Source organism: Desulfuromonas sp. DDH964 (assembly GCF_001611275.1).
Lineage (GTDB): Bacteria > Desulfobacterota > Desulfuromonadia > Desulfuromonadales > DDH964 > DDH964.
The window spans coordinates 1,486,229-1,505,463 of the sequence record NZ_CP015080.1 but is presented as its reverse complement, the minus strand read 5'-3'; the positions used below and the strand labels follow the sequence as shown (position 1 = coordinate 1,505,463).

The following is a 19,235-nucleotide window of genomic DNA, read 5'->3' as shown; positions in this document are numbered from 1 at the left end:
TGGCTATCGGGCTTTGAAGATAGTGGCCTTCTCGCCCGGATGAGACTGCCTCATGCGGTTTCTGTTCGTCGGGCCGGGAGTTTGCCTGCGGCTTCCTTCAGATTCCACCTCGCGATGGACACCCTTGCCGTCCGGCTAGCGGTTCCCGCCATCAGGGTCCGCAGGGGACTTGCACCCCCAAGTCACTGATTCACCACCACAGTGAATCAGACAGCGCCAGTCAAGGCGCTACGCGCCATGCCTGGCGCACCACAGAGAAAGGGGGCGGCCCGATGATGGACCGCCCCCTTTCTCCTTACCTGGCTATCTGCCCTCTCGTTGCCGATCAGGCCGCCCGCAAGCGTAACAGGTAGCGTCCGACATAGTTCTTGGCGAACTGGAAGGCGGTGCGGCCACAACGCTTGCTCTTGTCGTGGGACCACTTGATCGCCTCCTGTTCCAGTTCCCGCGTCCAGGGGATTTCGAGCTGGCGCTTGCGGGCCTCGCGGTCGATCGAGAGACGGACCGCCTCGACATAACGATCCTGGTTGAAGACGTGGAAGGGAACCCAGAGGCCGAAGCGGTCGGAGAGGGAGACCTTTTCCTCGGTCGCCTCACTCTGCTGCAGTTCACCGTTGACGTACTTGCCGCCGATCTTGTCGCTCTCGTATTCGGGAAGCAGGTGGCGGCGGTTGGAGGTGACGTAGATCAGGACGTTCTCCGGCGCCGAATAGACCGATCCGTCGAGGGCGCTCTTGAGCATCTTGTAACTCAGTTCGCCGACCTCGAAGGTCAGATCGTCACACAGGAGGATGAAACGGAACGGTTCGTTCTCCACCGCGGCGAAGATTTCGGAGAGATAGATCAGGTCCTCTTTCTCCACCTGGATCACGCGCAGCCCCTCGGCGGCGAACTGGTTGAGCAGCGCCTTGACCAGGGACGACTTGCCGGTCCCGCGGGACCCCCAGAGGAGCGCGTTGTTGGCCGGCAGGCCGAAGAGGAACTGGCGGGTGTTGCTGATCATCGTCTCTTTCTGCTTCTCGACGCCGAGGAGTTCGTCGAGGGTGGTGGTGTCGGTCACCTTGACCGGCTCGAGGTAGCCGGAGAAGGAGTGGCGCCGCCAGTTGGCAGCGGTGCAGGTTGCCCAGTCGACGGCAGCGACCGCTTTGGGGAGCAGCATTTCGACGGAACTGAGGACCCGCTCGAGGCGGGCGACGACTTCGGGTTTCAGGTTGATCATGACGACTCGCTTTCAACAACAGGAAAAGTAGATGGGGTGAAAAAAAGATTTCCTGTATAGCCTGTCTGGCGAGCCGGTGTCAAACCAAAAGCGGCTCAATGGCCGCCGGCGGGCGCGGCAATCCCCCCGGTTTTGGCCGCCCTCCTATTAAGGTGCCGGATTAAGTTTAATCAGATAGGCAATCAGATCGGCAATTTGCTGCTGGGTCAACAAATTGCCGGCTCCCCAGGCTGGCATGGTCATGGCCGGTTTGCTCCCTTCCGGAATCGATCCATGCTCCAGGAAGAGATCAATATTGGTGGCAAAAACCTTGGCATCCGGACTCACCATCGTTTGATCAATAGGGTTGAGCGGAGGAACGGTCCCATCGGCAGACCCCGGGTTCGCGACTCCCCCCTTCCCTTCGGCGCCATGACAGGGGAGGCAGTTATCAACAAAAAGCTTTGCCCCGGATACGGCATCCCCGGAAAGCTGAACGGCCTCTCCCGGGGGGCCACCGGTCGAGGGACGAGCCACTTCTTCAGCAACTGTACTGGTGGTCAAAACGGCACCAGCCAGGAATAGAACCGTGAGCATGAGAGCTAAGCCCCATTCTCTTTTTTCGAACTGTTTCATGACATCCTCCAATCTGATGGGTTCGCGTGGACGGAATTCGGACTGGGCGGTAGACCTAGAACCAGGACGACATGCTTCTATCCGGGCAATGGAGAACCAGACTACAAAATCAGCTGCACCTCGAGGGATAACCATTTCTGCGCAGGTTGTTGCCAGCGCTATATCCTACCCCTCAGGTACGGCCCCCTCAAGCGTTTCGACCTTTATTGGGAGAATACCCTGCGTTTTCCGATTGCAGCGCACAGTTCAGGGCAAATTGACAATTGGCCACTGGCCATTAAGGTTCTACTACAACCTGGTGGAGCCGGGACGTGATCAGACGAGGAAAGGAGGTCGGGATGAAAACGGTACGGGAGTTGGTTAAGGCGAAAGGTCAGGAGGTGTGGACCGTGCGGCCCGACCAAACAGTCTACGCCGCCCTCGAACTGATGGCGGAAAAGGAGATCGGCGCCCTGGTGGTCGTCGAGCGGGAGCAGGTCATCGGCATCCTGTCGGAACGGGATTACGCCCGCAAGGTAGTCCTCAGGGGGGTGACCTCCCGCGAGACGAAGGTTGCTGAAATCATGAGTAAACGGGTCGTTTTCGTGCGACCGGAGCAGACCGTGGAGGAGTGCCTGGGACTGATGACCCAGAAACGCTGTCGGCACCTTCCGGTGATGAAGGATAAAAAACTGGTCGGGCTGATCTCCATCGGCGATGCGGTCAAGGAGATTATCGCCGCCAAGGAGCACCTGATCAGCCAGCTGGAGAACTACATCCTCTCCGGGTGAGGTGGGGCCATCCTCTACTCAGCTCTTACCTTCAGACGGTTATTGCGGTCCCGGCTTTCCAGGATCAGTGCGTCCCCGGCCAGGACCCGGCCCGCCTTGGCGGCCCGGTCATAAAGAAGAATGTTGACCGTTGCCGCCAGGTTCAGACAGCCGGCGGTCGGCACATAGACAACCGCATCGGCCCGGTCGATCAGCTCCTGCTGGAGGCTGCCGTCCTCCGGGCCGAAGAGGTAGAAAGCCTGCTCCGGGTGGCGGAACTGCGGTAACGGGATCGCCCCGACGACCAGTTCGACACAGACCAGCCGGGTTCCCGGCGGCAGGATATCGACCATGTTCGCCACCCCGGTCAAGGGAATCTTCTCCCCGGCATTTTTGGTGTCGGTCTGGAACCGGACCGCCCGGGCGTAGCGCTGACCGGTATAGTAGACCCCGGCAACGCCAAAACAGCCGGCGGCCCGCATCACGGCCCCGACGTTAGCCGGGCTCTTGGGGTTGATGAGCCCCAGGTAAACTCTCGATTCGTCCAATCGCGACATCCTTCGGGCTGTGAAAACGCCGATGGTCAGCCGGAACTCACGCGCTACCCGGTTGCCATCCCTGCGAATCCTCCAATTTTACCATCATACCCCCATTCACTCTCGTTACGGCGAAAGGAGCCGGGGGCGCATGGCTACCGGCCATCAACCCGTAATGGCCGCAACCATCGGTCGCGTCTCTCCCTGCCAATGACAAAACCCCCGCCCGAAGCATAGCCCGGGCGGGGGTTTTGTCGTCTTGCCGCCAGCGGTACGACAACCGGCACACCGCTGAGTTAAGCCGTCTGCTTGAACTCCGGCATTTCGTCGAACTGCAGGTACTTGTAGATGGTATCGGCCTTCGGCGCGATCTTCTCCTGGTAGACCGCCAGGTACTCCTCGGGGGTGGGCAGCTTGCCGAGGTTGGTGGTCACCGCGCCGAGTTCGGCGGAGCCTAGGTAGACCTGGGCGCCATTGCCGATACGGTCGTCGAAGTTCCGGGTACTGGTGGAGAACATGTTGACCCCGTCCGGCACCCGCGCCTGGTTCCCCATGCAGAGGGAGCAGCCGGCGATCTCGATGCGGGCGCCCATGGCGCTGTAGATCGCGTAGAGCGCCTCGTCCTTGAGCTGCTGCTGATCCATGCGGGTCGGCGGGCAGATCCAGGTCCGGACGGCGGGGTTGAACTTCTGGCCGCGCCAGATCTCGGCGGCGGCACGGAAGTGGCCGATATTGGTCATGCAGGAGCCGAGGAAGACGTCCTGGATCGGCGTGCCGGCGACCTGGGAGAGGAGCTTGACGTCGTCCGGGTCGTTGGGGCAGGCGAGAATCGGCTCGGTGATATCGGCGAGGTCGATCTCGATCACCGCGGCGTACTCGGCGTTCTTGTCGGCCTTGAGCAGTTTCGGCGCTTTCAGCCACGCGTTGACGGCGTCGATGCGGTTCTGCAGGGTCTGCGGGTCCTGGTAGCCCTCGGCGATCATCTTCTCCATCAGGGCGACGTTGGAGCGCAGATAGGTGCAGACCGACTCCTCGGAGAGCTGGATGCAGCCGGCGGCGGCAGAGCGCTCGGCGGCAGCGTCGGTCAGCTCAAAAGCCTGCTCGACGGAGAGCTCCGGCAGACCTTCCATCTCAAGGATGCGGCCGTTGAAGATGTTCTTCTTGTTCTTCTTCGGCACCGTCAGCAGGCCCTGCTGGATCGCCCAGTAGGGGATGGCGTTGACGGCGTCGCGCAGGGTGATGCCGGGGTTGAATTTACCCTTGAAGCGCACCAGCACCGACTCGGGCATGTCGAGCGGCATGAAGCCCATGGCGCCGGCGAAGGCGACCAGGCCGGAGCCGGCCGGGAAGGAGATGCCGATTGGGAAGCGGGTGTGGGAGTCGCCGCCGGTGCCGACGGTGTCGGGCAGCAGCAGCCGGTTCAGCCAGGAGTGGATGACGCCGTCACCGGGGCGCAGGGCGACTCCGCCGCGCTCGGCGATGAAGCCGGGGAGGGTCTTGTGCATCTTGACGTCAGCCGGCTTCGGGTAGGCGGCGGTGTGGCAAAAGGACTGCATGAACATCGGCGAAAGGAACTTGAGGCAGGCGAGTTCCTTGAGCTCGTCGGCGGTCATCGGCCCGGTGGTGTCCTGGGAGCCGACGGTGGTCATCTTCGGCTCGCAGGCAGTCCCGGCGAGGACACCTTCGACGCCGCAGGCCTTGCCGACCATCTTCTGCGCCAGGGTGTAGCCCTGGCCCGGTTTGGGAGTCGGGTTGATCGGCAGGGTGAAGAGATCAGTGGCGCCCATGCCGAGGGCGGTGCGTGCCTTGTCGGTCAGCGCCCGGCCAATGATCAGCGGAATACGGCCGCCGGCGCGGAACTCGTCGGGGACGGTGTTCGGCTTGATCTCGAAGGTGGTGAGGATATCCCCCGCCTCATTGGTCACTTCGCCCTTTTTGGTATTGATGACGATGACGTCGCCGGTGTTGAACTTGGTGACGTCCATTTTCAGCGGCAGGGCGCCGGAGTCCTGGGCGGTGTTGAAAAAGATCGGAGCGATGACGCCACCGATGATGACGCCGCCGGTCTTCTTGTTCGGCACGCAGGGGATCTCGTTGCCGATGTGCCAGAGGACCGAGTTGCAGGCACTCTTGCGCGAGGAACCGGTGCCGACAACGTCGCCGACAAAGGCGACCTGGTGACCCTCGGCGCGGAACTTGGCGATAGTGGCGTTGCCGTCGGGGAAGCGGGTCTTGCCCATGGCGAGGGCGTGGAGCGGGATGTCGGGGCGGCTCCAGGCGTCGCCGGCCGGGGAGAAGTCATCGGTGTTGATCTCGCCGTCGACCTTGTAGACCTTGACCTTGATCGTCTCGGGCATCGCCGGCTTGTGGGTGAACCACTCGGCGTTGGCCCAGGAGGTCAGCACCTTCTTGGCGGCGGCATTGGTCTTGGCGAGGGCGACGACCTCGTCGAAACCATCATAAACCAGGGTCATGCCGGAGAGGGCGCAGGCGGCCTCGTCGGCGAGGGCGGCATCCTTGAGGGCGTCGATCAAGGGCTTGACGTTGTAGCCCCCCATCATGGTGCCGAGGATCTGCACCGCTTCCTTCTTGTCGATCAGCTTTGAGGTCGCCTTGCCGGCAAGGATCTCGGCGAGAAAACCGGCCTTCACCTCGGCGGCCGGATCGACACCGGGGGAGATGCGGTTCTTGAAGAGATCCTTGAGGAACTCCTCCTTGCCGACCGGGGGATTCTGCAGCAGGGCGCAGAGCTCCCTGGTCTGCTCCGGGTTCAAGGGGAGCGCCGGAATGCCCTGGGCATTGCGCTCTTCCTGGTGTTTCAAATACGTTTCGATCATCTCTCTCCTCCTCATAAGTTTGCCACCGCCGGAGGTATCTCCAAGGCGGCGCAGGAATGAACCTTTTACGGGCGGGTCAGAACCCTTCAAGCGCCGTCTCCAGGCGGCCTGCAGGGGTTTTCCCGAATGCGAAATACTGCATACTGTATACGATTTCCCGAACCCTTGTCAACGGCCAAGTCGGGGAAAATTCGGTTCCGGGCTAGCCGCTCCTGCGCGCCTCCAACTCTTCCCAGCGCCGCATCAGGCCTTCGAGTTCGGCCTCGATCCCGGCGAGTTCCGCAGCCACCGCCGCCAGCGCCTGATGGTTACCGAGCTGCCCCGGATCGGCGAGGAGGAGTTCCAACTCCCGCTGCCGCTGTTCGGCGTTGGCAATCGCGCCCTCGACCTGCTCGAGTTCCTGCTTCTCCCGAAAGGAGAGCCCGGCCCGCCGCGGTCGCCCTTCCCGCACCTTTTCGACGACCGCAACCGGCGGCGGTGCGGCAGCGGGACCTTCGGCTTCTGCCTGCAACCGTTGAAAGTTAAGAAAATCCTGATAGTTCCCAGGATAGGCGACGACCTGCCGCCCCCCCTCGAAATGGAGAATGGCGGTGGCGACGCGATCGAGGAACCAGCGGTCATGGGTGACCAGCAGCAGGGAACCGGGGAATTCGACCAGCGCCCCTTCCAGCACCTGCAGGGTCGGGATATCGAGATCGTTGGTCGGTTCATCGAGGACCAGAAGGTTGGCCCCTTCAAGTATCAGTTTTGCCAGCAGCAGGCGCGCCCGTTCCCCCCCGGAGAGGGTGACGATGCGCTTTTTCTGCTCGGCGGGAGTGAAGAGAAAGTCCTCCAGGTAGCCAATCTTGTGCCGTTTCTGCCCACCCGGAAGCGTCACCCACTCCCCCTCGCCGAGCGCCTCGTGGACATACTCGCCGTCGTCGAGGCCGCTGCGCGCCTGATCGAGGTAGCCGATGCGACTCTTCTGGCCGAGCACCACCCGCCCGGTGCTGGGCGCCAGTTCGCCAAGAGCGACCCGCAGCAGGGTGGTCTTGCCGCAGCCGTTGGGACCGAGAATGCCGACCCGCTCGCCGCGGCGCAGGATAAAGGAGAGGTCGTCGACCAGCGGACGTCCGCCGATCGCCACCCCGAGGTGGTCGAAGTCGAGAACCGTGTTGCCGAGGCCCTGTTCGCTGGCGAAGGCGAGACCGAGATCACCGCGGGTCGGGGCGGCTTTCTGGGCCTGTAGTTCGGCGACCCGGTCCTTGCGTGCTTTCTGCTTGGTGGTGCGGGCCTTGGCGCCCCGCCGCAGCCAGGCTTCCTCCCGCCGCAGCAGGTTGAGGAGACGCTCCTGGCGGTGACCGGCCGATTCGAGCTGGGCCTGCTTCTGTTCCAGGTAGGCACCGTAGCCGCCACTGAAGAGCTGCAATTGGCCGGCCTCGACTTCGGCGATGCGGGTCACGACCCGGTCGAGGAAATAGCGGTCATGGGTGACCAGAATCACCGCGCCGGGATAGGCGAGCAATAATTCTTCGAGGGCAGCGACGGTATCGGCATCGAGGTGGTTGGTCGGTTCGTCGAGAAGGAGGAGTTCCGGTTCGGCGAGGAGCAGACCGGCCAGCGCCACCCGTTTGCGGTTGCCGCCGGAAAGGGTGCCGACGAGGCGCTCCAACTGGTCGAGACCGAGGCTGGCACAGACCCGTTCGACCTTGTGGTCGAGGTTCCAGGCCTGGTGCAGGTCGAGCCAGGCCTGGATCTGCTGCTGTTCGTCAAGAAGGGCCGGCGCTTCGCTCGCGGTGGCGCCGCCGAGCCGATCGGCAAGGACTGCGAGTCGGTCCAGGTGCCGCCGGGCATCGCCGAGACCGGCTTCGAGGGTCGTTCGGATCGATTGCTCCGGATCAAGCTCCGGCTCCTGGCTGAGATAACCGGCCACCAGGCCGCGCTTGCGCAGCAGCTGGCCGCCGTCGGCCTCCTCGAGACCGGCAAGGATGCGCAGCAGCGTCGATTTGCCACAGCCGTTACGCCCGATCAGGCCGAGCTTTTCGCCCTCGGCCACGGCCAGGTTGCACTGATCCAGAATGGTGCGGGCGCCATAACTTTTGTGCAGGTTCTGCAGATCAACGACATTCATGAAGACGGCCAGATTTCAGGATTCAGGTTGGAATACTTTGCGATCGCCCGACTCTTATACACCTCCCCGCGCCGAAAGCCAAGGCAGGGCTGCACAGGGTTGCGACACATTCTGTCACAGGCCCGGTTCACCCTGTAACCAACCAGGCGAGGAGGAGACCATGTTCGAATTCGTGATGTTGATCGGGTTGCTGGCGGCGGGGTTGAGCCAGTTGTTGCCGGACGGGGAAGAGGAGGATTCGCGGCCACGAAGGGCAGGGAAGAGCCTCCCTGTTCGCGCCGACCGCGGAAGAGCGTTTTAGCGGCCGGCATATCACTCTCAGGCGGAGAGCAGGCCGATGAAGGTTCCGACATTGACCGCCCGGCCGAAGAGAAAGCCCTGCATATAGCGGCAGCGGTTCTGCAGCAGGATTTCACGCTGGCTCTCGGTCTCGACCCCTTCGGCAATCAGTTCGATGTGCATGCGGGCAGCGAGGTCGATGATCGAGTTGACGACGACCTGGTTCCCCGCGTCACTTTCGAGCCCGGCGACAAAGGAGCGATCGATCTTCAGCCGATCGATAGGAAACTTTACCAGGTAGGAGAGGGACGAATAACCGGTGCCGAAATCGTCGATGGCGATCTTGACCCCGCGTACTTTCAGGTCGGTCAGGTTCTCCAAAGCCTGATCGAAATCACGGATCAGGATCCCTTCGGTGATTTCGATCTCCAGGGCTTCGGCCGGCAGTCCGGTCGCATCCAGGATACTTTCGATCATCTCCACCAGATCCGGCTGCTGAAATTGCCGTGGGGAAAGGTTGACTCCGATATGCAGGGGTTTGCCGAAATCGGTCCGCCAGCAGGCCGTCTGGCGGCAGGCGGTTTCCAGCACCCAGCGGCCAATGGCCAGAATCTGCCCGCTCTCCTCGGCCATGGGAATGAACTGGTCGGGAGAGACCAGCCCGAACTCCGGGTGATTCCAACGCAGCAGAGCCTCGGCACCGAGGATCTCCCCGGTGACACCATCGACCTGGGGCTGGTAATGGACCTCCAGTTGGCCCAACTCCAGCGCCCGGCGCAAACCGGCGTCGAGGGCAATCTGTTCGACGGCTCGAAAGTTCATCGCCGGAGCGTAAAACTGAAAAGTGCCGCGGCCCAGATCTTTGGCCCGATTGAGGGCCGATTCGGCATTACGCAGCAGGGTATTGCTGTCCCGGCCGTCGGCGGGGAAGAGGGCGATGCCGCTGCTGGCGGAGAGGAAGACTTCCCGCTCCTCCACCAACAACGGCTGGTCGAAACTGAGCAGAACCTTTTCGATGACCTTGGCGGCGTCCTCGGCTTTGCGCAACCCGGGGAAGAGGAGCAAGAAACGGTCGGCCCCGAAACGCGCTATGGAATCGTCGGGACGCAGACAGAGGGACAGGCGGCGGGCGACCTCCTGCAACAGCGAATCGCCAGCAGCATGCCCGAGGCTGCCATTGACGTGCTTGAATTTGTCGAGACCGAACTGAACCACCGCCACTTGCTGGTCGAGACGTCCGGCATGGACCAGGGCCAGCCGCAGGCGGTCGTCGAAGAGTTGCCGGTTGGGGAGGCCCGTGAGGGGGTCGTGGTAGGTCAGATAGTTGATGGAGCGTTCGGCCTGGCTGCGTCGTTCCTCGCTCTGTTCGGCGAGCTTCCGTTGCCGGCGCAGAATCCAGAACCCGAGCAGCAGGGCCCCTATACCTTCGAGCCAGAGCAGCAGATAGCGCGAGACCAACGCCTGCTGGTGGGCGGCAACGGCGAGCCGCAGCGGCGTTAAGGGGACCAGCAGGCTGATGCCGGCCTGCACCGGTTTCCCGGCGGAATCCTGTCTGGGATGACACTCCTGGCAGTGCCCCGCAAACTGTAATGGGCGCATCACCCGCAGGAACTCCTCCGTTTGTTGCCGTTCGAGGCTGCTCACTTCCGCTTCTCCGGCGCGGAGTTTTTCCAGGGCCTGAACGTCCCAGGCATCGGGCGCCTGACCGGAATCCGGCGACCGAGTGCTGACCAAATGCCCGCCACCATAGCGCCGGGCGTCGAGTTCGTCGTCCGGCAAGGTTTTGCAGACAGGATTAAGCAGCGTCAAGATCTTGCCGCTGGGGGTGGTTACATCCCGTTCCGGCAGCCGGGCAAGCCGTAGATCGGGCTGGATCTCGGCGCTGACCGGGACGTAGACCCCCCCCTGGCGGGCACTCCATTGCAGAGCAAGAACCTCGCGCCGCATGAGGGCGTCGGCCTCGATCCTTGCGTTGGCGACGACCTGGCTATCCTCCTCGTTCAGGTGGAGGACGGTCCCGCCGACCATCGCCAGGGTCCAGAACAGAGCCAGGCCCGCCAGATAGTATTTGAGGTTCAGAAAAGGACTGCGCATTTGCTTCGGATGCTCCCCCACGCATGAAACAAAATCCCGGCGTTGGTCAGGCCGCCGGTTGCAACTGGCCGCGATGGCGGCGCAACAGGACCTCCCCGGTACCGTTGTTGAAGACAATTTTACGCCCCTGCATGCCACCGACATCCTTGCCGAGAATCGGAATCCGCAACTCCTCCAGAAGATGGAGGGCCAGGGAGATGTTGCGCTCCCCGACCGCCAGCAGACCTTCATTCGACTTCCACATTGAGGCTCCACCGAAAATCTTTGCCTGCAACCGTTCCCGTCGCGCCCCGAACTCGATCAGACGCTCGACCAGGCGCGGGATCGCCACGCTGCCGTAGCGGGGGGTCGGCAACCCTTCCCCGTTCCAGAGCGGCAGCAGGTAGTGGTTGATGCCGCCCATCGCCTGCTGGGGGTCCCAGAGGCAGACCGCCACGCAGGAACCGAGCACCGTGGTCACCAGGTGCGGTTCGGGGTGAACAAAGAGTGCCCCGGGATAAAGATAGTGGGATTTCAATTCCACAGACGCCCCTCGACGCCGGCAGGCAACCTGCCAGCTCAGAAGATTTCGGGTTCGTCGAACATGAAGAGGTTGCCGGCGGTGGCATGATCGGTCACCTCGGCGCCGACCGCCGGCGCCGGCAGGACCAGGGTCAGCAGGCAACCTTCACCAGGGGTGCTTTCCAGGGTCAGGCTGCCGCTCAGGACCTGGGCCAGGCTGCGGGCGATGCTCAAACCGAGGCCATGGCCCCGGTGCTGCTTGGTGGTGCCGGTGTCGAGCTGGCAGAACCGGTCGAAAACGCGATCCTGATCTTCAGGTGCGATCCCGGGACCGGCATCGGCAACGACAACCTGCAACGCCTCACCGCTGACCTCGGCGAAGAGACCGACGGCACTGTTGGGAGGGCTGAAATCGACCGCGTTGGCGAGCAGATTGCCGACGATCAGGGAAAGTTTCTGCTGATCACTGACAAACTGGAGGTCGTCCGCCACCTGGAGGTTGATGGCCACTCCCTTTTCCCGGCAGCGGAATTCGATGCGGTCGCACAGGCTCTTCAAGACCCCGCTGACATCGACCTGCGCCCACTCCGGGAGCGCTTCGCCCGATTCAAGCTCTGCCGCCATGAAAATATTTTGCAGCTGGGCGTCGAGGCCGTGGGCTTCGGCATAGATCATTTCGGCAAAATCGGTCGCCCTGTCCCCCGCCTTGCCCGCCGCAAGCTGTCCCGCCAGGCCGATGATCGACGTCAGGGGATTGTTGATTTCGTTACGGATATTGGAGAGGAATTGACTCTTCAGCGACTCCGATTGCTGCAACCGGTGGTTGACCTCTTCGAGCTTGCGGGTCATAACCGTCAGGTCGTTGAAGGCCTGGCGGTCGGCATCCAGGCGCTGGCGCAGGGCGCTGAGCAGTTCCTCGTCGCTCCACTTCTTCATTGGCAACTCCCGTTGGGGTGACTTCTCACCCTTCGTGATAAAGCTTCATCAGGGCCCCGGCAATCTCCGGCAGGGGAAGGACCCGCTCAGCGGCGCCGAGCCGGATCGCTTCCCCGGGCATCCCGAAGACGATACTGGTCGCTTCGTCCTGGACCAGGGTCCGCGCCCCGGCCTGCCGCAGTTCGAGCAGACTGCGGGCGCCGTCATCGCCCATGCCGGTCAACAGGATGCCGATGGCGTTGGCGCCGGCATAGCGGGCCGCGGCCCGAAACAGGACATCGACGGAGGGGCGATGGCGACAGACCAGCGGCCCGTCCTTGACCTCGACATAGTAGCGGGCGCCGCTGCGCTTGAGCAGGACGTGGCGGTTGCCAGGGGCGATCAGCGCCCGACCGGGAATGACGCTGTCCCCATCGGCAGCCTCCTTGACCTCGACCCGGCAGATGCCATCGAGGCGCCGGGCAAAGGCCGCGGTGAATTCCTGGGGCATGTGCTGGACCACAACCATCCCCGGCGCATCATGGGGGAGGGTCTCGAGGATCACCCGCAAGGCTTCAGTGCCACCGGTGGAGGCGCCTATCACCACCACCTTTTCGGTGGTCTTGAGCACGCCCCCCGGCGCGCGCGCCGGCAGAACCGCATCGGCGGTCAGCTTGGGCTGAACCAGCCGCTGCAGGGCACTCAAGGGGCGGAGCCGGGCGACCGCCGCCGCCTTCACCGCATCCCGGATCAGCACCCCCGACTCTTCGAGAAATTGGCGCGCCCCGAGCCGCGGCTTGTTGATAATCTCCACCGCCCCGTACTGCAGGGCCCGCAGGGTGGCGTCCGCCCCCTTTTCGGTGAGGCTGGAACAGATCACCACCGGGATCGGGTGCTGATTCATCAGCTTCTGCAGGAAGGTCAGGCCGTCCATCCGTGGCATCTCGATGTCGAGGGTGATGACGTCCGGGATCTCCTTGCGAATCTTCTCCGCCGCCAGGTAGGGGTCGGCGGCGGTACCGATCACCTGCAATTGCGGATCGGCCGAGAGAATCGCGGTCAGCGTCTGCCGCACCACCGACGAATCGTCGACGATCAGGACCCGGATCGGGTCGCTGGCAGGTTTGGTCCTTGCTGGGGACGGCAAAATCGGCATAATCCAGACCTTAATTGCGCCGGTAGATCGACGGTGCCAGCTGCACCAGGGGGAGTCCCAGACCGTGCAGGCTCTCGCTGTGGCCGAGGAAGAGGAGCCGCCCGGCGGGCAACAGGCGGCAGAAACGCTGCAACAGGGCCAGTTGGGTCGGGCGGTCGAAATAGATCATGACATTGCGGCAGAAAATCATGTCGAGAGGGTCACGGATCCCCCAATCATCATCCATGAAGTTCAGGCGCCGGAAGCTGACCCGCCTGCGCAACGCCGGCGCAATCCGCACCTGCCGGCGCTCGCGTTCCTTGCTGCGCAGCAGATACCTGCGCCGCAGCTCGACGGGGACCGGGACTATCTTTTCTTCCGCGTAGATCCCGAGCTGGGCCCGCTCCAGCACCCGGGTCGAGATATCGGTGGCAAGGATCGAAAATTCATAGGTGCCGACGCGCTGCTGGTACTCGCTGAGGACCATGGCGAGGGTGTAGGGTTCCTCACCGGTGGAACACCCGGCACTCCAGACCCGCAGCGGCCTTTCGCTGCCGGCGCCGAACTGCCGCGAGAGATCATCCAGCCCCTGCGCCAGCAGGAATTCGAAGTGGTTCTGCTCGCGAAAGAAGTCCGTCTTGTTGGTGGTCACCTCGTCGATCAGCGGCACCAGCTCTTCGAGGTGCCCCTCGGCACTGAAGACATAGTCCGCGTAATCGGCAAAGGTGTCGATACCGAGCTGGCGCAGCCGCTTGCGCAGCCGCGCCTCGAGCATGTTCTTCTTGTGGGGCTGCAGGTTGATGCCGCACTTGGTGTAGATCATGCGGCTGAAGCGTTCGAAGTCACGATCGGAAAAGGTCTTCATCCGCTTGCGTTCCGCGATCCATTCGGCGATGGCCTCTCCCCCCGCTCGCTCCATCCCCTACTCCACCGTTTCCGCCTCTTCGCTCGCCGCCTGGACCAGCGCCAGTTCGTCGGCAGAGAAGACCCGGTCGATATCGAGCAGCATCACGAAATGATCGTCGATGCCGGCCATCCCCTTGAGAAATTCGGTCTTCAGCCGGGTGCCGATCCGGGGTGGCGGCTCGATGTGGTCGCTGCCGATTTCGAGCACCTCCCGCACCGAATCGACCAGGGCGCCGACGGTGAGCAAATCGCCATCGACGACGATATCCATGACGATGATGCAGGTGTTGACGGTGCGTTCGGTGGCCGCCATGCCGAACTTGAGGCGCAGGTCGATCACCGGCACCACGCTGCTGCGCAGGTTGATGACCCCGATCATGAAGCGCGGGGTCTGCGGCACCCGGGTTACGGTGGTGAAATCGAGGACCTCTCGGGCCTTGGTGACGTCGACGGCAAAGACTTCGTCACCGAGGGAAAAGGTCAGATATTGCAAACTGGTCGTCGCTGCACCAGACATAGTCGCTCCTTTGGCAAGGGGTTGCCGGATCGGGACTCTCAGAACCGCTCGAATTCGTCGTCAAGGGCGTCCCCGTCGCTGCCGAGATCAAGGGCGATCCCTTTGACCCGTTTCTTCTCCTCCGGGCGCAGGTACTGGGCCTTCCCCGCGCCCGCCTTGCCGGCGAGGTGGGCGATCTGGGCCTTGACCTTCCCCTTGCCGCCGGCCGACGCATCCTTGTGGACTCGCATCTTGCCACCGCCGGCGACCTGGAAGAAGGCGATCATCTCCTGCAACTGCTCGGCCTGGCTCGAGAGCTCTTCGGCGGTGGAGGCCATCTCCTCGGAGGCCGAGGCGTTCTGCTGGATGACGAGGTCGAGCTGCTGGATCGCTTTGTTGATCTGCTCGGCACCCGAGTCCTGTTCCTTGCTGGCGGCGCTGATCTCCTGCACCAACTCGGCGGTCTTCTGGATATTGGGAACAATGACGTCAAGGAGGCTGGCCGCCTTCTCCGCCACCTCGACGCTGGAGACCGAGAGGGTGCTGATTTCGCCGGCCGCGACCTGGCTGCGTTCGGCCAGCTTGCGGACCTCGGCGGCGACCACCGCGAACCCCTTGCCGTGCTCGCCGGCGCGGGCGGCCTCGATCGCCGCATTGAGGGCAAGCAGGTTGGTCTGGCGGGCGATCTCCTCGATGATCATGATCTTGTTGGCGATCTCCTTCATCGCCATGGTCGTCTCGGCCACCGCGGCGCCGCCATCACGGGCATCCTGGGCGGCCTTGATGGCGATCTTCTCGGTCTGCAAGGCGTTGTCGGCGTTCTGGCGGATATTGGCGGTCATCTGTTCGATGGAGCTGGAGGCCTCTTCGGCGGCCGCGGCCTGCTCCGACGCCCCTTGGGACATCTCTTCGGAGGCGGCGCTCATCGCCTGGCTCCCCGATGAGACGTTGTCGGTGGAGGCGCTGACCTGGCCAAGGACATCGTTGAGAATCTGCACCATGTTCTTCAGGGCGGTTCCGAGCTGGTCCTTCTCTGAGGCGAGTTCGACCTCGACGGTCAGATTCCCCTTGGCGATCTCCTCGGCGACATCGGCCTGGCGTGCCAGACTGTCGGCCATGTTGTCGAGGGAGACCGAGAGCTGACCGATCTCGTCGGCTCGCTGCAGATTGAGGCGGGTACTGAAATCCCCCTTGGCGATCTCCTCGGCGAGGGCGACCCCTTTGGCGATCGGCTTGGAGATGGAGCGGGCGAAGAAGAAGGCGAAGATAAAGGCTGTCAGAGCGCTGAGGATGCTCACAGCCCAGACCAGCAGGATCGAGTTGCTGGCGGAGAGGGAGATCGCCTCCGAGGTCTTGTCGGCGTAGTCACCGGCAGCGACATCGTTGGCTTCGGACAATTCCAGGATCTGGTTGGCCAGGATCTCCATTGACGCGAGCTGGTTATCGAGCTCGACATCGCTGGCTACCAGCTTGTCGAACCCCATCAGGTAGGTATTGAGCAGTCCTTCGAGTTCGCCCTTCTGTCCGGCGCCGAGGGTCGAGGCGGCGAGCCGCTGGTTCAAGGCGCTCCCGACATTGTGAACCCCATCCACGTACTTGCTGTCCCCCCGCAGCATGAAGTCCTTCTCGTGGCGCCGCATCTGCAGGTAGAGCACCGTCAGTTCGGTCTTGTCGGCCTTCTTGAACGCCGCCTCCAGGGCGTGGGCGGCGTTGCGGAACTCCCCCTGGACGCCGTCATTTTCAGTGAGTCCCCGGAACTGGGTGGTCTTGATGAACTTGTCCAGGTTCTCTTCGTAGCGGGAAAGAACCTTGGCCGACTCGTCGACCTGGTTCTGCGCCTCGGTTCCCATCCCCCTTACCACCTGTTTGAGGTCGACCAGATCCTTTTCGGTGGTTTTTAACCACTCCTTGGCCTTCTCGGCATAGGCGAGCTCGTTGGTCTCATGAAAGTTTTTCTGGTTGCGCAGGGCGCGCAACAGGTCGACCTGGGTCTGCATGGCGGCATCGACCGCGTGATAGGCCGTGCCAACATCGTCCTGGTAACCCCGATTCACAGAACGCAGCTGCAGGATCGCCGTTGCCGACACGACCACCAGCAGCGCCACGACCAGTCCGAATCCTAGTCCCAATTTCGCAGCAATTTTCATCTTTCCCTCCCTGTAGGTACTGACATTGGCAAATTCTTCCGCAAGGTTTTTGGCCACCCATGGATATCGGCCGGTCGATTCAACCAACCCGTTCCAGCTGTTCCTTCTCCCGCGCCTCGGCAAACTCGCTCAGCGCCGGCAGATCGGCGATCAATGCCACCCGCCCGTCACCGAGGATCGTCGCGCCGGAGATGCCGCGCACCTCCTTGTAGAGTCGACCGAGGTTCTTGATCACGGTCTGGTGTTCGCCGACCACGTAATCGACGACGAAGCCGATGCGTTGCCCGTCGAGGTCGGCAATGACGATCTGCTGGATCGCCGGCACCTCGCCATGAATATTGAAGTGTTCGCGCAGATCGACGTAGGGGACGAGCTCACCCCGCACCGTCGCCATGTTGCGGCGCCGCTCCTTGCCGGCGGCGGCGCGGTGCAGTTCGACGCATTCCTCGACCATCGCCATCGGGAAGACGTAGGACTCGCCGCTGATGTTGACCAGCAGGCCGTCGATGATCGCCAGGGTGAGCGGCAGGCGGATGGTGAAGGTGGTGCCGAGACCCGGCCGGCTGCTCAGTTCGACGCTGCCGCGCAGCCCTTCGATCGCCTGGCGCACCGCATCCATGCCGACGCCGCGCCCGGAAACACTGGTCACCTTCCCGGCGGTGGAGAAACCGGGGGTGGCGATGAGCGTAAAGAACTCCCGGTCGCCGTATTCACCGCTCTCGCTCCAGAGCCCCTGCTCCACCGCCCGCCGCCGGATCGCCTCACGATCGAGACCGGCGCCGTCGTCGCGGACCTCGATCAGTACGTAGGCCCCGGCATGGGTGGCGCTCAGGGTAACCGTCCCCTGGGCCGGCTTGCCGGCCGCCAGCCGGCGCTCCGGACTTTCGATACCATGGTCGATGGCGTTGCGCAGCAGGTGAACCAGGGGATCGTCGAGGCGCTCGATCACCGTTTTGTCGAGCTCGGTCTCGGCGCCCGCGGTGACCAGAGCCACATCCTTGCCGAGCTCCCGCGCCAGATCCCGCGCCAGGCGCTGGAACTTGCCGAAGGTGCTGCCGATGGGAAGCATGCGGATATTGAGAATCTGGTCGCGCAGATCCCAGGTCAGGCGCTCCACCTCTTCGCCGATGCTGACCAGCGCCGGATCATCGTTGTGTGCCACGAACTGGCTGAGCCGGGCCTGAACCGTCACCAGCTCACCGACCAGGTTGACCAGCTGGTCGAGCTTTTCCGAGTTGACCCGCAGGCTGCTCTGGGAGCTACTGCCATGCCGTTTGCGACGCAGCTCCTGGACCCGCTGCTGTTCGGCGAGGGCCGAATCGACACGGCCACTGTCGACCATGCCGGCTGCCACCAGGCTTTCGCCGAGCCGCTTGCGTTCCTGCAGGATCTGCTCGAGTTCGGCGGGCTGCAGATCACCGCGCTCGACGAGGATTTCACCCAGGCGCTTGTACTCGGAAGCATTCTCCGGCCAGCCGTCTTCGTCGATCAGGGTGATCGAAAGGCGACAGCCATCTTCGATGAAGATGAAGATGTCGCGGATGGAATCGACGCTGGCATCGGTGGTGAGAATCAGGTCCCAGAAGAGATAGCAGCGCTGGGGATCGAGGGCATCGAGGTTGGGAACCTCCCCGGTCTGCACCACGGCGAGGCAGTCGCCGAGAGCGTAAAGTTCGCGCAGGAAACCGAGGGGGTTGAGGCCGCGCTGGAAGATGTCGGCCGGGGGATAAAAGCGAATCCGGTAGGTTCGGGTAGTGCCGTCCACCCTCCCGGCGGAAACCGGGCGCGCGGCGGTGGTCGCCTCGCCGAGGCGGCTGCAGAAGCTGCGGATACGGCCGAGCAGGGGTGCCAGCTCCGGTTGCTCCTGCTCCTCGCCGGCGGCAATGGCGACCAGGACCTTGAGATGATCGAGGGCGAGCAGGGCGAGGTCGATCAGTTCGGTGCTGACACTGCAGCGGGCGGCGCGCACCAGCTCGAAGAGGGCTTCCATCTCGTGGGCAACGGCGGCGATCGCCTCGAAACCGAACATCGCCCCCGACCCCTTGAGGGTATGCAGCGCCCGGAAGAGGGTGGCGACCTGCTCGGGATCGTCCGGCGCCTCTTCGAGAGCGAGGAGTCCGCGTTCCACCTCCTCCAGCAGCTCGCGGGCCTCGTCGATAAAGACCCCGCTCTGTGCCCCTTTCATACCAGGACCATGCGCACCAGACCGAGGAGCTGTTCCGGTTTGAAGGGTTTGGTCAGCCAGGCCGATGCCCCGGCGGCCTTCCCCTGGCGACGCTTTTCTTCCTGCGATTCGGTGGTCAGCATCACCACCGGGATAAAACGACAGCCCGGAATCTTGCGGAACCTCTCGATCAGATTGATGCCGTCCATGCGGGGCATGTTGAGGTCGGTAATCATCATGTCGACCCCATCCTGCTGCCCGCCCAGCTTGGTCAGGGCGTCTTCCCCATCCTCGGCTTCGAGGACGTCATACCCTTCATTGTTCAGGGTCGCGGCTATCAATGCCCGAATGCTTGCCGAATCTTCTACGATCATGATTTTCTTGCTCATGGTCTCCTCTTGTTTCTCCTCCCATTACGGGAAGGGGTTCAGGATGGGTCCTGGTCTCGCTGCAAGGTTTCGAAAATCCTCTCGACATTGCCGATGGCCTGGTCGATTTTATCCTGGAGGTCCAGGATGGCGTGGGACAGATT

General features: G+C 63.1%; 16 protein-coding genes. 2 read left to right on the top strand and 14 right to left on the bottom strand.

Annotated elements, in window-relative coordinates; translation table 11 throughout:
• Positions 1–325: 325 nt before the first annotated feature.
• Complete coding sequence (locus DBW_RS06795) at positions 326–1,219, bottom strand: ATP-binding protein (RefSeq protein WP_066726108.1); 894 nt, start codon at positions 1,217–1,219, stop codon at positions 326–328.
• A 147-nt stretch (positions 1,220–1,366) separates the two neighbouring features.
• Positions 1,367–1,834, bottom strand: a complete 468-nt coding sequence (locus DBW_RS18090) for a c-type cytochrome (RefSeq protein WP_197463743.1) — start codon at positions 1,832–1,834, stop codon at positions 1,367–1,369.
• A 338-nt stretch (positions 1,835–2,172) separates the two neighbouring features.
• Between DBW_RS18090 and DBW_RS06785 the strand changes: the two genes are divergently transcribed.
• A complete protein-coding gene (locus DBW_RS06785; RefSeq protein WP_066726102.1) occupies positions 2,173–2,604 on the top strand; it encodes a CBS domain-containing protein in 432 nt (143 codons plus the stop codon).
• Between the two features lie 14 nt (positions 2,605–2,618).
• On the opposite strand, the gene DBW_RS06780 is transcribed toward DBW_RS06785, so the two are convergent.
• From DBW_RS06780 to DBW_RS06770, 3 genes are all read right to left on the bottom strand, one after another.
• Positions 2,619–3,140: an RNA methyltransferase gene (locus DBW_RS06780; protein WP_066726099.1), complete on the bottom strand. Its 522-nt coding sequence runs from the start codon at positions 3,138–3,140 to the stop codon at positions 2,619–2,621.
• 275 nt (positions 3,141–3,415) lie between these two features.
• Entirely contained in the window at positions 3,416–5,956 is a 2,541-nt protein-coding gene (locus tag DBW_RS06775; protein ID WP_066726097.1) for a bifunctional aconitate hydratase 2/2-methylisocitrate dehydratase, read from the bottom strand.
• 202 nt (positions 5,957–6,158) lie between these two features.
• Positions 6,159–8,066: an ABC-F family ATP-binding cassette domain-containing protein gene (locus tag DBW_RS06770; RefSeq protein WP_066726094.1), complete on the bottom strand. Its 1,908-nt coding sequence runs from the start codon at positions 8,064–8,066 to the stop codon at positions 6,159–6,161.
• 160 nt (positions 8,067–8,226) lie between these two features.
• Here DBW_RS06770 and DBW_RS18450 point away from each other — a divergent pair, with 160 nt between their 5' ends.
• The gene (locus DBW_RS18450) at positions 8,227–8,367 is read left to right on the top strand and encodes a hypothetical protein (protein WP_157471816.1); all 141 of its coding nucleotides are present in this window, start codon (positions 8,227–8,229) and stop codon (positions 8,365–8,367) included.
• A gap of 17 nt (positions 8,368–8,384) precedes the next feature.
• On the opposite strand, the gene DBW_RS06765 is transcribed toward DBW_RS18450, so the two are convergent.
• From DBW_RS06765 to DBW_RS06725, 9 genes are all read right to left on the bottom strand, one after another.
• Entirely contained in the window at positions 8,385–10,439 is a 2,055-nt protein-coding gene (locus DBW_RS06765; protein WP_066726091.1) for a putative bifunctional diguanylate cyclase/phosphodiesterase, read from the bottom strand.
• Between the two features lie 46 nt (positions 10,440–10,485).
• On the bottom strand, positions 10,486–10,962 hold the full coding sequence (locus DBW_RS06760) for a chemotaxis protein CheD (RefSeq protein WP_066726083.1): 477 nt from the start codon (positions 10,960–10,962) through the stop codon (positions 10,486–10,488).
• A gap of 35 nt (positions 10,963–10,997) precedes the next feature.
• The gene (locus tag DBW_RS06755) at positions 10,998–11,876 is read right to left on the bottom strand and encodes a sensor histidine kinase (protein ID WP_066726080.1); all 879 of its coding nucleotides are present in this window, start codon (positions 11,874–11,876) and stop codon (positions 10,998–11,000) included.
• Between the two features lie 25 nt (positions 11,877–11,901).
• The gene (locus DBW_RS06750; RefSeq protein ID WP_066726077.1) at positions 11,902–13,011 is read right to left on the bottom strand and encodes a protein-glutamate methylesterase/protein-glutamine glutaminase; all 1,110 of its coding nucleotides are present in this window, start codon (positions 13,009–13,011) and stop codon (positions 11,902–11,904) included.
• Positions 13,012–13,021: 10 nt separating this feature from the next.
• A complete protein-coding gene (locus DBW_RS06745) occupies positions 13,022–13,909 on the bottom strand; it encodes a CheR family methyltransferase (RefSeq protein WP_157471814.1) in 888 nt (295 codons plus the stop codon).
• 3 nt (positions 13,910–13,912) lie between these two features.
• Positions 13,913–14,413 (bottom strand): chemotaxis protein CheW, encoded by a 501-nt coding sequence (locus tag DBW_RS06740; RefSeq protein WP_066726074.1) that lies wholly within the window; start codon positions 14,411–14,413, stop codon positions 13,913–13,915.
• Between the two features lie 38 nt (positions 14,414–14,451).
• A complete protein-coding gene (locus DBW_RS06735; RefSeq protein ID WP_082820470.1) occupies positions 14,452–16,539 on the bottom strand; it encodes a methyl-accepting chemotaxis protein in 2,088 nt (695 codons plus the stop codon).
• A gap of 79 nt (positions 16,540–16,618) precedes the next feature.
• Entirely contained in the window at positions 16,619–18,724 is a 2,106-nt protein-coding gene (locus DBW_RS06730; RefSeq protein WP_066726068.1) for a chemotaxis protein CheA, read from the bottom strand.
• Positions 18,721–19,092: a response regulator gene (locus DBW_RS06725; protein ID WP_066726065.1), complete on the bottom strand. Its 372-nt coding sequence runs from the start codon at positions 19,090–19,092 to the stop codon at positions 18,721–18,723. The genes DBW_RS06730 and DBW_RS06725 overlap by 4 nt, the downstream gene beginning before the upstream one ends.
• Between the last annotated feature and the right edge of the window lie 143 nt (positions 19,093–19,235).